This is a genomic window from Amazonocrinis nigriterrae CENA67 (genome assembly GCF_016056305.1).
GTDB lineage: Bacteria > Cyanobacteriota > Cyanobacteriia > Cyanobacteriales > Nostocaceae > Amazonocrinis > Amazonocrinis nigriterrae.
The window spans coordinates 44,472-58,204 of sequence record NZ_JAECZC010000093.1; the positions used below are offsets into that span (position 1 = coordinate 44,472).

The 13,733-nt window shown below is 38.3% G+C and carries 12 protein-coding genes; 6 read left to right on the top strand and 6 right to left on the bottom strand.

The window, feature by feature from the left end; all coding sequences use genetic code 11:
* Positions 1–222 precede the first annotated feature (222 nt).
* Entirely contained in the window at positions 223–726 is a 504-nt protein-coding gene (locus I8748_RS29810; RefSeq protein WP_198128099.1) for an Hsp20/alpha crystallin family protein, read from the top strand.
* 425 nt (positions 727–1,151) lie between these two features.
* Here I8748_RS29810 and I8748_RS29815 read toward each other — a convergent pair whose 3' ends face one another.
* The gene (locus I8748_RS29815) at positions 1,152–3,155 is read right to left on the bottom strand and encodes an amylo-alpha-1,6-glucosidase (RefSeq protein ID WP_198128100.1); all 2,004 of its coding nucleotides are present in this window, start codon (positions 3,153–3,155) and stop codon (positions 1,152–1,154) included.
* A 626-nt stretch (positions 3,156–3,781) separates the two neighbouring features.
* Positions 3,782–4,612 carry a dienelactone hydrolase family protein gene (locus I8748_RS29820; protein WP_198128158.1) on the bottom strand — a complete coding sequence of 277 codons (831 nt, stop codon included), beginning with the start codon at positions 4,610–4,612 and terminating at the stop codon, positions 3,782–3,784.
* A gap of 559 nt (positions 4,613–5,171) precedes the next feature.
* Here I8748_RS29820 and I8748_RS29825 point away from each other — a divergent pair.
* The 5 genes from I8748_RS29825 to I8748_RS29845 all read left to right on the top strand — a co-directional run bounded on the left by I8748_RS29825 (position 5,172) and on the right by I8748_RS29845 (position 7,646).
* Positions 5,172–5,783 (top strand): Uma2 family endonuclease, encoded by a 612-nt coding sequence (locus I8748_RS29825; protein ID WP_198128101.1) that lies wholly within the window; start codon positions 5,172–5,174, stop codon positions 5,781–5,783.
* Between the two features lie 89 nt (positions 5,784–5,872).
* Positions 5,873–6,367, top strand: a complete 495-nt coding sequence (locus tag I8748_RS29830; RefSeq protein ID WP_198128102.1) for a hypothetical protein — start codon at positions 5,873–5,875, stop codon at positions 6,365–6,367.
* 216 nt (positions 6,368–6,583) lie between these two features.
* Entirely contained in the window at positions 6,584–6,874 is a 291-nt protein-coding gene (locus tag I8748_RS29835) for a prevent-host-death protein (protein WP_198128103.1), read from the top strand.
* Positions 6,858–7,253, top strand: coding sequence for a type II toxin-antitoxin system VapC family toxin (locus I8748_RS29840; RefSeq protein WP_198128104.1), 396 nt, complete (start codon positions 6,858–6,860; stop codon positions 7,251–7,253). The genes I8748_RS29835 and I8748_RS29840 overlap by 17 nt, the downstream gene beginning before the upstream one ends.
* A 177-nt stretch (positions 7,254–7,430) precedes the next feature.
* Positions 7,431–7,646, top strand: coding sequence for a hypothetical protein (locus I8748_RS29845; RefSeq protein ID WP_198128105.1), 216 nt, complete (start codon positions 7,431–7,433; stop codon positions 7,644–7,646).
* Positions 7,647–7,817: 171 nt separating this feature from the next.
* Here I8748_RS29845 and I8748_RS29850 read toward each other — a convergent pair whose 3' ends face one another.
* Genes I8748_RS29850 through I8748_RS29865 form a run of 4 tightly spaced genes read right to left on the bottom strand, consistent with a single transcriptional unit; the run spans position 7,818 to position 13,495 of the window.
* Positions 7,818–8,840 (bottom strand): hypothetical protein, encoded by a 1,023-nt coding sequence (locus I8748_RS29850; RefSeq protein WP_198128106.1) that lies wholly within the window; start codon positions 8,838–8,840, stop codon positions 7,818–7,820.
* A 54-nt stretch (positions 8,841–8,894) separates the two neighbouring features.
* A complete protein-coding gene (locus I8748_RS29855; protein ID WP_198128107.1) occupies positions 8,895–10,376 on the bottom strand; it encodes a hypothetical protein in 1,482 nt (493 codons plus the stop codon).
* A 17-nt stretch (positions 10,377–10,393) separates the two neighbouring features.
* Complete coding sequence (locus I8748_RS29860) at positions 10,394–10,729, bottom strand: hypothetical protein (protein WP_198128108.1); 336 nt, start codon at positions 10,727–10,729, stop codon at positions 10,394–10,396.
* 12 nt (positions 10,730–10,741) lie between these two features.
* Complete coding sequence (locus tag I8748_RS29865) at positions 10,742–13,495, bottom strand: CHAT domain-containing protein (RefSeq protein ID WP_198128109.1); 2,754 nt, start codon at positions 13,493–13,495, stop codon at positions 10,742–10,744.
* Positions 13,496–13,733 lie beyond the last annotated feature (238 nt).

A 13,733-nucleotide genomic window follows, 5' to 3' on the forward strand; every position in this document is an offset into this window, starting at 1 on the left:
TTGAATACGGTAAATGCAACTAATCTATGTACGGTTTACCCAATTGTTATGTGATTTTTCTTCAATTACATTACTTGTAGAGAGAAGAAAAAAGCAAACAAAACTTCTCTATATAAAATAAAGGTTTGGTAATTGCTGAATTACCAGAAACCTCTAAATCACCTCTAAAACTTTGTTCGATTACCCCTCAAACGAATTAGAAAGTTAAGGAGAAATTGATATATGGCACTTATTCGTTGGGAACCATTCCGAGAAGTAGAAATTCTGCGTCGTCAAATGGATCAGCTTTTCTCTGAGCTTGCAGCAGTTGAACGAGGTAATTCAGATATTCCCTCATCACGCCAAACTGCATGGGTTCCTGCTGTTGAATTACATGATAAAGGTTCTTTTTTACTATTCAGAGCTGAACTTCCAGGTGTAGAGGGTAAAGATCTGGATATTCAAGTCACTCAAGACGCAGTTTCAATTGCTGGTGAGCATCGTTACGAGAAACAATCTGAATCTAACAATAGCATTCGTTCTGAATTTCGCTATGGCAGTTTTCAAAGAGTAATTCCTCTGCCTACCAAAGTTCAAAATCAACAAGTTAAGGCAGACTTGAAAAATGGAATTTTAACTCTGACTTTACCCAAACTAGAGCAAGAACAGAACAAGGTAGTTAAAATTAATTTAGGTCAATCCCAAAGTGCCACAACTACCATAGAACCGGGTAATGGTAACGCATAACCCAATACTGCATCACAGCCAAGTGTTCAATCTGCTGAATTAAAATACTCTGTTCTGTGTTTTAAGAATTCCTCTATCTTTGGATAAGGTAAGTTTTAATATTAACCCCAGCTCAACTCATCGGCTGGGGTTTTTTGTTGTTGAACTCATAAAAAAGTTGGCGTTGCCGAATTGAGGTTAATACCAATTCTCTAAAATGAGGCAACACATTCAAACCCCGAAAGCCATGCCATATCTGAGTAGAGACGATTCGGCGAATCGTCTCTACAATTACGAATTACCCTTACGGGTGACGCTCGCAAGCTCGCTAACGCTGCGCTAACGGCAGTTACTCCACTTGGGGAAACCCCAAGACCGTACTGCCTCACGAATTACGAATTACGAATTGGTATAAAACCCTCTCTTCTACAATCTGCTGTCATTATTTAACTAGAGGCAACATCAGTGGCTAGCCAAGCGCGTAGCACTTCTGCAACCGACCAAGCTTGAGCGATACAACCTTTAGGTTCTATGGGTAAGTCACCATTGAAGATTTCACTGATGGTTCCTAATCCGGCATTTGTTATATGATGCTTGATGGGTTCTAGGAACTGACGAGCTAATGCTGGGTCTTGGAAAACGTTGAAGTGAGCAAGAACAAATGGCCCAATCAGCCATCCCCAAACAGTTCCTTGGTGATAGGCTTTGTCACGGTGATATTGATCTCCTCCATAAAAACCTTCGTATTGAGGGTTATCAGTAGCTAGGCTACGCAAACCGTAAGAAGTGAGAAGAGTTTGTCCGCAGACTTCAACTACTTTTTGCTGTTGTTCTGGGGTGAGAGGACTTTTTGGTAAGGATACGGCAAAGATTTGGTTAGGTCGTAATAAGTCGTCGTTACCAGTAGGACTATCCAAGACATCGAAACAATAACCCTTGGCACTATTCCAAAACCGCTGAAATCCTTGTAGAGTTGCCTTGGCAAGTTCATCGTACTTTTGGGAAGGTTTTTGCAGATGTTGGGCAAATTCTGACATGGTTTGTAAAGCGTTATACCAGAGCGCATTAATTTCTATGGGTTTACCAATGCGAGGAGTAACTACCCAATTCCCTACTTTGGCATCCATCCAAGTGAGTTGCACACCGTCCTGACCAGCATAAATTAATCCATCTTGAGGATCGAGCTTGATTTGATAACGCGTTCCTTGAATGTGTGCGTCGATAATATCGCTGAGTTTGGGAAACAGTTCTTCTAATAACTGCTTGTCTTGAGTGGCGGTATAATAGCTACGAATTGCTTCAAAAAACCACAGGGTCGCATCAACGGTATTGTAGTCATTGTCTGTTAGTTCTCTGTTACTATCAGGAAAAACATTCGGCAACATGCCGCGATTAATGTATTTAGCAAAGGTGCGAAGAATTGAGCCTGCAATTTCTTTTCGACCGGTAGCCAGAGTTAAACCAGGTAGACTAATCATGGTGTCGCGACCCCAATCGGTAAACCAATGGTAGCCTGCGATAACAGTTTTACCATCTGGATTATCTGGTAGTGGCCGATCAACAATAAACTGATCGGCAGCAAGTACTAATTGATTTACCCAATCAGGAGTTTGGTTAATTTTGGGATTAGCTACTTGCCAACGTTGTATCAATTTTTGTTCATATTGATTGCGCCTTTCTAAGGCAGCAGCACCATTTAAATTAGGATTGGTTTCAGTGCTGGCTACAAAGGTGAAAGTTCCTCCTGGGGGAATGGTGGCTTGAAAAGTGCCTGCAAATAGATTATCGTCAATGTAATCTAACCCGCGATCGCGTTCTGCTGTTAACACAAAATTTCTATACCAGTCGTCCCCACTAGCAGGCACAATACTAGCATTATCAGCTAATAAAAAGAATGTTCTCGCTTGGTTAAAAGCTTTGATACCTAGTCCATTCGTAATACTATCAATTTTCATCCTCCAACTTCCAGCTTGAGTTTTGCTATGATAATCCCGATAGTTAACTAAAGCTTTGATTGATAGAGTTAACGGTTGACTGGCTCGTTTCAATTGATAGTGAATATATGTTGTGTCTGCTCTTGGTTCCATCCAGATGCGCTTTTCTAACAGAGCATCTTCAAACACAAAATCCCATACAGGAATTGTTCCTTCTATGCGAAATCTTTCGATATTCACATAACCATCAGGATTAATCAATTCCCCAGCCCATCGATTAGTGTAAAGACTATAGGAATGATTATTATACTGTGCAGTTTCATCAAGTTTGGTGAGTAATACTGTACGTTCTACTGGCGGTTTGAGTGCTGCTACAAGTAAGCCATGATAACTTCTTGTCAGAGTACCTGCTACTGTGCCAGAAGCATAACTACCCTTACCATTAGTTACTAACCACTCTCGTGCCTCTCCTGTAGCAAGATTTCCACAGATTTCGCGGCCAAATTCAATGCTCATGCAGGTTTTTCCTAAAATTCAACTACAGTAATCATTTATGAGCGGGAATCTGATTCCAAATATTTATTTTTGGCTTGAACAACTTGTGTTAATTACTTGCACACTGACTTGTGAGGGTTATCTTTGGTCATTTGTCATTTGTCATTTGTAAATACAAATGACTAGTGACAGTATTTACTGAATATAGTGCAAGATGTCAACGCATTAGCTTAATGAGATTCGACAGTCTTTAAAAATCTTGAACAGACAGAGTTTACCTCGCTGATTAGGTATTTTCGATTCTGAAAATATCACATGTTGTGACGAATACCGTAGTATAGTTAATATTGTTTTAACAAGTTATTAGCTTTATACTAATATCATGTCTGGTTAATTAGTTATGATTCCCACAGTCATTACACCCCACCCCTAACCCCTCCCCGTTCACGGGGAGGGGAAACAAAGCGTAGCTTTGGTGGGGTGGGGTTCTTCGATTTTAATAAGTAATCAAGCGGACATTATATAACAGTTAGGGAGCATCCGTTAGGTTGAGATATTTGTAGAGGTTGTTGACTTTAAATTATTGAATTGGGCACAGTGGCTGCTTCCTTGCTCCCTTAATGATCAGTCTTTAATTGGACACGATATTACAACCCATGCTCCTTAAACCATACCCAGAGACGTTTCCAACCATCACGAGCGTCTTTTTGGCGATAAGAAGGACGATAATCGGCAAAAAAGGCGTGGGGTGCATCGGGGTAAACGATGATTTCAGATTTGCTGCTGTTAGATTTTAAGCGATCGCGCATCTGCTCGACTGTATCTAAAGGAATACTCGTATCTTTGCCACCGTAGAGTCCAAGAACGGGAACAGAAAGCTTTGAGGCAATATCAACGGGATTCTGGGGCTGAAGTTTGGTTGCATTAGCTACCAGTCGACCGTACCATGCCACACCTGCTTTTACCTTAGGATTGTGTGCGGCGTACAACCAAGTAATCCTACCACCCCAGCAAAAGCCGGTTATCCCCACTTGATCAGCTTTTCCCTTAGCTGACTTCACTGCCCAGTCTACTGTAGCATCGAGGTCAGATAGTACTTGGGCATCTGGCACTTTTGCCACAATTGGGCGAATTTCGTCTATACTGCTTAATTTAGAGACATCGCCTTGACGGACAAATAATTCTGGTGCGATCGCTAGATATCCCAACTTGGCAAAACGCCGACAGATATCTTGGATATGCTCATGTACGCCAAAGATTTCTTGAATCACTAGCACTATCGGGAATTTTTCACTAGTGGCAGGCTGCGCCCTGTAAGCTGGAATTTGACCATCTGGAACAGGAATTTTCACTGCACCCGCGATTAATCCTTTTGTATCGGTGGCGATCGCGTTAGCAGAAATCGGTTGCACTGCCAGAGCAAAACCTGTCGCAAGGGTAGCAGTTGCGATAAAATTGCGGCGCGTTATTTCTTTTATCATCTTTATGCCTTGAGCTAGCCGGGTTCAATCTTCTTTTTTTAAGGTATGGTCAACTTCAGTCAGCAGTCAGCAATGCACAGTTTAAATTATTGGATACTACAAATAATGGTATCTATTTAGATCAACTAACAATTAGTTTTACACAAATTTCAATTACCACATATTTTATTGTATCGGCTAAACAAAGGAAGTCCCTTCAGATAACGCTTGTGACCCTCCATAACTTGCTAAGGTTACAGTCGCCTACTTTGGGCTAACTGTTCCACGCACATAGGATCAATGACAATACGGTTCGGTTAAAGGGGAAAGGGGAAAGGGAAAAGGGGAAGAAAAACCTTTAACGCAAGCCTAGTAACCTTTTCTCCAAACCCTATTGTGAGTTTAAAATGCTTATCCGACCCCAAGATCGCAGTGACTCCACCCTGCGGGTTTGCCGTTAGGCGTTCTCGAAGAGTAGCCGCAGAAGCGTCTACAGCACTCAGCACTCAGCACTTTGCTATACCAGTCAGAAACTTAACTTATAATCAAAACAACTTGCCTTCAGGAGATTGACTCAATGGCATATATCTCCCCAAAAACCCTTACATTTGAAGATTTTCTCTCCCAATACCGAGACAATCCCCGCTATGAACTGGCAGACGGAGAATTAATTGATATGGAACCAACTGGCCCTCACGAAACGGTGAGTGGCAAACTTGCAACCCAAATTGGTATCTACCTTGTTGCAGAACAACTCCCCTGGTTTATTCCTCGCACTTGTTTAATTTATCCCTTTGCAGATACAGCTACAGTTCGTCGTCCTGATGTCGTGGTTCTTGATGAAACCGTTCTTGACCGTGAACCTCTTTGGCAGCGAGAACCCGTAATTACTCTTGGACGCTCAATTAAACTGGTAGTGGAAGTCGTTAGCACCAACTGGGAAACTGACTATGCACGGAAAGTTGAGGAATATGCGCTTTTAGGCATCCCTGAATATTGGATTGTGGATTATCGAGGATTGGGCGGTGTGGCATTTATTGGTAAGCCCAAACAACCTACCTTCACTGTTTGTCAACTAGTTGAGGACACTTATACTCAACAACAATACCGATTGAACCAATCAATTAATTCACCGCTTTTGCCTGGTCTTCAACTTCGCTTAGATGATATTCTGCCTCGTTCAGTGTAGGTGCAGAACAACAGTGAAAAGCGATCGCTTAAACTAGTGGAAGTCGTTAGTACCAACTGGCGATTCTGAGCATTATTGACTGCTGCACTATGATTAAAATTTTTACCATAGCTTCATTATCTGCTTTTATATTTGCTGCTACTACTAATTTATTGTTAGTGCAGGCAGTCACAGCTAAACCAGTACAGACAAAAAAGCAAGCTAATCCAGCAAAACCAATCAACTCAGAAGTACGAATCTATCCTGCAAATAATAACCTACCAGCAAGTCGCTTGATAACCATTGAAAGTGTTATCAAAAAGTCTAGTAAGATGCGAATAACAGAAGCAAAACTGACAACCTATGAGGAGTTTGCATCACAAACAGGACAGTACAAATCATCGATTTCTACCGACAGAATGGTGTGGATAGTGACTGGTTTTGTCCAAGGAGAATTGAGAATGGCCAGAGGTAGAATTGTCTGTACTGATAATGCCAAAATTGTGCAAGTAATCGATGCAGAAACCGGTGATTCTTTTGGTAGAACTATTTACTGTACCCCAAACAACGAGATAAATTTTATGCACATACCCCAGACACCTTAAACCAACCAATTAACTCGCCGCTTTTGTCCAGTCTCCAACTTTGCTAAAATGAGATTTAGTCTAGTTAAGGGTTGAGTGTCCGTAATTACGCTTTTTGCGATCGCCCCGTTTAACCCTATCACCAGAACTGCCTAGAAGCGGGAGCAACGCGCAAAGAGCGTCGTAAAATTGACGGCGATTAGCAGAATAAGCTAACAAAACTTGGAGATTTTTAGAATGAAATGGACACTTGAAGAAGCCCAAAAACAGCTATCCTTAATAATTAATGCGACTAGTCAAGAACCTCAGTTAATCTACACTCAAGAAGAATTAGTGGCTGCTATTGTAGATCCTGAGCTTTTTAAAGAATTTTTAAACTGGCGACAACAAGCTGCGAAAACATCTCTAGCTCAAGTCTTTAAAGAACTTCAACAGTTATGTGCCGAAGAAAATTATAGTTTAGAGATACCAGTACGAAGTGATCGCCACAATCCTTTTACTGGCGACGAAAATGAGCAGTCTTTGTGACACTAATATTATCAGTGAATTAACTCGACTGATACCAAATCCAGGGGTGACAGCATGGATAAGTACAGTAACATCAATTAACTTAAGCGTTATTACAGTTGAGGAAATCTATTATGGTTTAACAGCCAAGCCTAATGCTAGAATCCAAGCTTGGTTTGAAAACTTTTTGACAACTCACTGTGAAATTTTACCTATTACCTCAGAAATTGCCAAGTGTTCGGGTGAATTGAGAGGCTTTTTGAGAACTCAAGGTAAACCGCGCTCGCAAGCTGATATACTTATCGCCGCAACAGCTAAAATACATTCCATGACTCTTGTTACTAGAAATATTAAGGATTTTGAGGGTTGTGGTATATCTACATTGAATCCCTTTGTTTGAATATTTCTATATAAAGAGTGCGTAGGCATAGCCCGTCGTAGACATCGCCTGGTTTAACTCTATCACCAGAAGTGCGTAGACGCTGGATCAGCGATAACCAATAATTACACGTTTAGCGATCGCTATTAAAGGATAGAGCTAAAATTGAAATATATCAATATGTAACAGAGTTTAAAGATGTTTAATGCACTAGAGTTTCAAGCAAAAATTCAAAATGGTTTAATTCAAATCCCCGATGAATACAAACAAGAACTCAGTGAAGGAGATGATATTAAAGTAATTGTTTTAGTTAAGAAAAAATTATTGCGAAAAAAAGACATAATTGATGAATTGACTGAAAATCCTGTTCAAGTGAATGGTGTACTCAGCCGTGAGGAAATATATAGTCGCTAGTTATGACTACAGGTTTAACCCAAGTGCAAGAAAATGCTCATGACTTCAAGGGTAATCAAGGTTTAAAGAGAGGTTTGCTGTTTGTGTTCTTAGTTTTCAAGAATTGGTGAAACGCCAAGAGAGATTGCTGCACTTGTAAGAGTATGCAGTATTGATTTTCTTCAACTTGCTTCAAAGGTTGCTTCCGGCGGTTCTTGATCTATTCCGTCTCTGGTTACTTGATCTAAGACCTGAATTATTAGACTTTATTAATTTTAACTCCTGATTGACCAGCGAGGTTATTAGCTTAACCGAATCGTCTAAGTTTTGGTTCATGGTATCACTTACAGCTTTTTCAAGTCCTGGTATGTCTTCAGCTTTTCTAATTTGCTGTGTGGCAAATTCTACAAATTTCTTTTCGTGTTCTGCGATCAAAACTTTGTTGTCTAGATTAGGAATACTTGCGTTGAATTGTTGTACTAATGCTTCAGAATTAGATAATTCCTTAATGTTATTTTCTAAATCAGAACGAACTTGGTTACTTATTGTATTGTATTCAGGATAATTGTCCAATTTTTTCATTGCTTCTAGTGCATCTGAAAATGTTTTCAAGTATGTCAATTTGGTTCTAATATCTATGTATAGATTACGGCGAATAGCATCATCAAGAATTTGTTGTGTTAACTCAGACTGTGCAATTGTAGAGTAGCTACCTGGAATCATAGCTACCTTTGTAGCTCTCAAAGGAAGCGGATTAAGAACTATACTACTCCGAATTGAATCAAAAATTTTTTCTCCATGTTTTGCCAGAATGTAGGGAGTTTCCATGTTTGAACTAACTAACCCAGGTGACTGCTCAAAAGTTTTTTTCATAGTCAGACCATTAACTACACTTCGTCCATAATCAAAAATTCCTTGGACTACTGACCCTATCTGTTCTGGCCAAGAACCCTGAACTTGTGTAGGCGAAGTCGTTCCTGGCGAGGGAGTCGGCAGAGGAGTCGGATCTTGTACAATATTTATTATGAAATTTTTAGCTTTAGATTCTGGTAGCAATACTTCAAAATTTTCGTCTTCTCTGACTTCCTCACATAGCTTAGAAAGAACGTTAGTATCATTTTGGCATAATTGTCTAGGAGTGTTTCCATATACTACAGTCACTGTGGAAAAATAGAAAAGAGTAGCTCCTAAAAGAAATTTGGTGTGTTTCAACATATTTCGCTATTTATCTCACTTAAACTACAAAGTATTGCTCGAAAAATTTAATATTTAGTTCGATGACGAACTTCTTATTTTTTCTAATATCAGAACTATACACCTTCCAAAAATCAACCCCCCCAGCAGATGAAAACCAACATCAATTAGGAAACTGAAACCACCAATACTACATTTGAAACCTGGTGGTAAAGTCTCGCTAGGTTTAGGCATAACTGCCGCAGAAACACTACTAAAAGCTAAACCAGCACCCACTCCAGCAATCAGTAGTTCTAATTTTTTTTCTCGTTCTTGAGCCTTAGCTTCATGCTCCCGATCGTGTTTTGCCTTTTTATCTTCTAATTCAGCCTGATCAACTGCAACCATACCTCGAATTGTATCAATTAGTTGTTGAAGTAACTTAGCATCAGGTTCTAGATACTGCCGCTCAATTTGTAACTGAGCTTCATACGTATTGTGGGTTAGTTCTATAAATTCTTCTAAGAATGATAAATTGTTATGTGGCAACTTTCTTAGTTTTTTATAGCTAGATTCATAGTTCTTAATATTGGTAGCAATCGTAGTCTCGTAATCTGCTATGTACCATAGGCATTTAGAATAGTCAATTGCTTTTGTAGCCAGTATTGCTAATAATTTTTTGAACTCTTTAAGTCGATCTTCAAGTTTGTAGGATTGATTTGTTGCAATATTCTCGAAGTTCTTAACGTATTCTTCCAATTGGCTGTAGAGATTTTTGGCTTCGTTATTATACGGTTGATAGTCGTTATAGGCAGATAATATTTTGTGGCGGGCGCAAAGTAAAGTCAGTAAATGCGGAAATACCTGCTTGAATTGCTTCTCTGTTGGAGTGTATTGATTTATAAACCAAATCAAAAGGTGGCATCGTTTGGATGAATCTATTTCCAGAGTTTCATATTCAAAAATTAGGTTATTTAGTAGCTTTCCCTTACTATTAAGTTCAAGTTGAATACCATCAACCATAAGTTGGGCAACATAATCATCTGCTAATTTCTCTAATTGCTCATCGTCTTCACAAGGTGCGGCAAGTTTGCCATATAGAAATAAAGTTTGACCTATAGATGCTTGGATATATTGAGGCGGCAAAAGTTCTTTTGGATTAAGCTGCTTTAGCTCATTTATAGATATAGTATCATCACATGACAAAGTGAGGTCTATAGCGTAAGTGTCGTGAAGCCGAAAAGCGCCGAGTTCGCCATTGAGTTTTAAATTTTTGCCTGTTATAGATCTAATCAGATCAAACTTAAAATCTTTATTTTCTGGTTTAAGCAAGCTTCCCCGTTGAAATATCAATTGGTTTTCTGCTGTTGGCTCATACTCACCGTGTGAATTGTAGCAGATTAATTTTTGTTTAAGGTTTTGCAGTAGAGAGATATTGAGAGTTTTTCCTAGTTCTACCAACCCTTCCCAAATTTGATCGGCTTCGTCTGAGAGCTGCTCTGCTCCTTTACTAATGTCAGTTCGTAGATGGTAGGCGTACAGGGTAAGACTTGCCTGAGCTAAGACTGTTTTGCTCATTTATTAGGTAGGAATGATTATGGTTGGTTGCGAGGTTTGTCTTGGGAAGGTAGTTTTCTTTGGGGAAACCTATTATTTAACTCGGCTTTAATTTGCTCTACTGTAAGCTCAGTTTTATAACCTCCAGGTGCGCGATCGCTTCCTAGAATAGAGGAAGGTATCTGTGTGAAAGCATTGTAGATTTCGGGGTATTTTTCACACCATTCAAATATTGCATCTGATATTTGCTCAATATCATCTGGGAGATTGGGTAATATATTGGCTATGGAAGCGGAAATTTCATCTGTAAATAGTTGAAGATTCTTTTGTGAAAAATCAATAAAATCTCTAATGGTTTGTGCATGTGAAGTCATTTGCTTACTCCTTTATTTACCAATAGCGCAGAATGCAGCCCAATAATAGGGTTTGTAAAATGGTTTCTCATTATTTTTTTCATATTGATTAAAAATCTTGATTAGATTTACTTTATTAGTATGGCTGAGGGGCAGATTCTCGATCCTCTGCATCAATTCTGTATTTGTTACATCCCGCAACCAGCACTGAGCTTGGTTGAGCGCAATTGCTACTGCACCCTCTTCTGGTTGAAAAGGCTTCTGCCTATGCTCTGTTAAGTTTTCGTAAAATTTGCTCATCAAAAAGGCAGTAGAAATGTCATCTACTCTCCAGAGACTAGCTACAACGCTGGGACTGCCTGCAAACATGAAGCCACTGGGTAAACCAATGTATTCATCACTGATGCTATCAGGATCTACCATGCCTGTTTCGCAAGCAGAAAGAGTGACAAGACGGCATTGATCAAGAGTCAGTTCAAAAATTTCGCGTAGGGTAAGTCGTCCATCTTCTTCTAGTTGTTGATCTTTCGCTGAGGATTTGTGTTCTGGCTCATATTCGGCTAATAAGAGTGCTGATTCTACAGGAGATTTTAGATCAAATTTACCATGACAAGCAAAGTGGCAACAATGAGATGAAAGCAACTTATCACTCTCTTTGAGGGCAACTTCGCTAGCATTTTCCTGTTTCAATACTTCAGAATCAGAAAATAATTTACAGATAGCGTCAACTTCTAACTTGGCATAATCCAGGGACTTTAAATTAGCATTTTTGGGATTCTGTATAGCGAACAATTCTCTAAATTCAGTACGTTGTAGTCCTTGGCTTATTTGCAGCAATTGGCAACTAGGAGCATAACCTACGCCTCCCTTAAATTTGTCTAAAAGGCATTGATCTTGTTTTTCAGATAAAGGTAGAGCATGAAGAGGCAACAAGTGCAAGAAGCGATGGGGAACTAGTATCAATCGATCGCAGGTTTTAGGAATATGAGAAAGGATGTCGTTTATGTGCAGAATCTCTGCTAGTTGTTGAAAGCGAATAGTTAGTCCATCTTCCCACTGCTTTTTTAATTCTGCTTTTTTATTATTATTTTCCTGATTATCATCTTTATATTCTTTTAGCCTCGGTGCGTAGTATGCCTCGAAATATTCTTTACACCATTTAATTAAATTATCTAAGTCTTCAGATGAAGATGCCCAAAAAGGAGGTTCTTTTTTGATCTTCCACTCTTCATTGTGGGTAATGATAAAAGTGATAATTTGATTATTGGTGATATACCACTCAATGATTGCAGTATGTTGACCAACAAGGGCTTTAATTTCGCTAAAAGAAATTTCATTAAGCTTTTGGGTAAATTTAAAATTTGGGTCTATTTTGTTGATTTTCTGTATTAAATTATCTCGTTTTTGCATCAATTTTTCTAACTCTTTGTTGATGCATTCTATAGTTTTTTTGATTGCTTTTATCGGCTCATTTGATTCTTGTAAAAATTTTCTCAATCTTTGTTTACTTTGTTTTTGCCACTGTTTATTTAATATTTCTATCCGTAAAATATTAAGCTTTCTACAATGTATTTGGTACAATTTTTTGTTTGAACTATAACAATTTTCTATAGGATATAAGTTTTTTTTATTCAGAAGTTCAACAAGGTTGCGAGCTTTACTACGTTCAGCGTATTCTATCGCATGGGCAAAGTAATCTGGCTGCTTTTTAGCTAAGTTTAAACAAGCTTCCAGAATACCTTGATAATGAGGATTCCATTTTTCAGCTAGGTTTTGCTTATCAAATTCAATACCAGAGCCAAAGATTATCTCCAAGCGCAGGAAGTCTACAATATTAATTGTATCTGCAAAAGCCTCGTAAGCTTTAGTGTACTCTTCTGCACTTAGGTAAGCTTTTCCGATACTAGCTAAAGTTATTGCCAATTCTTGAGGAAAATAATCATATACGTAAATTTTTAAAGCAGATTTAAATGCTTGAATTGCACATTTTAAATTTTCCTTTTTATCCCCATTTCTCTTTTCAAGATAAATAATACCAAGATTATTTTTAATTCTTCCATATTCGTTAGAATTTTTATCAAATATTTTTAAAGTTGATTCAAAAGCTTTTATAGCTTTTTCCAGATTCTCATCTTTATTTCCTTCTTTTCTTTGACGATAAGCATTACCAAGATTTTTTTGAGTCGTAGCCCATTCATAAGAATCTTCTTCATTAGAAAAAACATTTAATGCTGATGTGAAAGCATTAATCGCTGCTTCTTTTAGTAAACTATCAACTTTCCCTTTCTTTTCTATTTTTAGGTAAGCATTTCCCAGTTCATTTTGAATCTTAGCCCAATGTTCAGACTTAGGTGTACAAACTTTCAAAGCTAATTTGAAACACTTAATAGCTTTTCTTAAATTATTAGCTTTGTTGCCCCTGATACGATGACAGTAAGTAATGCCAAGATTTATTTGCGTTTCTGCCCATTCTTTTGGATAATTCTCACGAGTTCGGACTTGTAAAGCTAATTTAAAAGCTTCAATCGCTAGTTCAAAATTTTCCGCTCTTTCACCTTTCATCCGAAAACTGTAAGTATAGCCAAGTAGATTTTGAATATACGCCCATTCTTTGGAAAGAGGCTTATGGGCATATAGTCTTTGTGCCACCTGATAGCCAGCAATAGTTATTTCTAGTTTCTTAGCTTTACTGCCTAGAGGAAAATACAACATTTGCCTACTAAATTCAACAATAACTGTGGCAATTTGTTCTTTATTTTTTTGTAATAGTTTCTCTAAAAAATTCATGATTTATAGATATAATTTATTCTAAGTAATAAGTAATTTTTAGTATAAATTACGTAGATGAGTAGGATTTATATTCGCAATTTCCACTTGCAAGATCACCTGTCTGAATAAACTTGCTCCTTTTTCAACTCCTCATCCAAGTATTTTGAACGCCCCTCATACATCTATACAAACCAAAACTAAGTGAATATCCTGAGCATAGAAAATAAACCCAACATTATCACTAGCAAAATGTTGG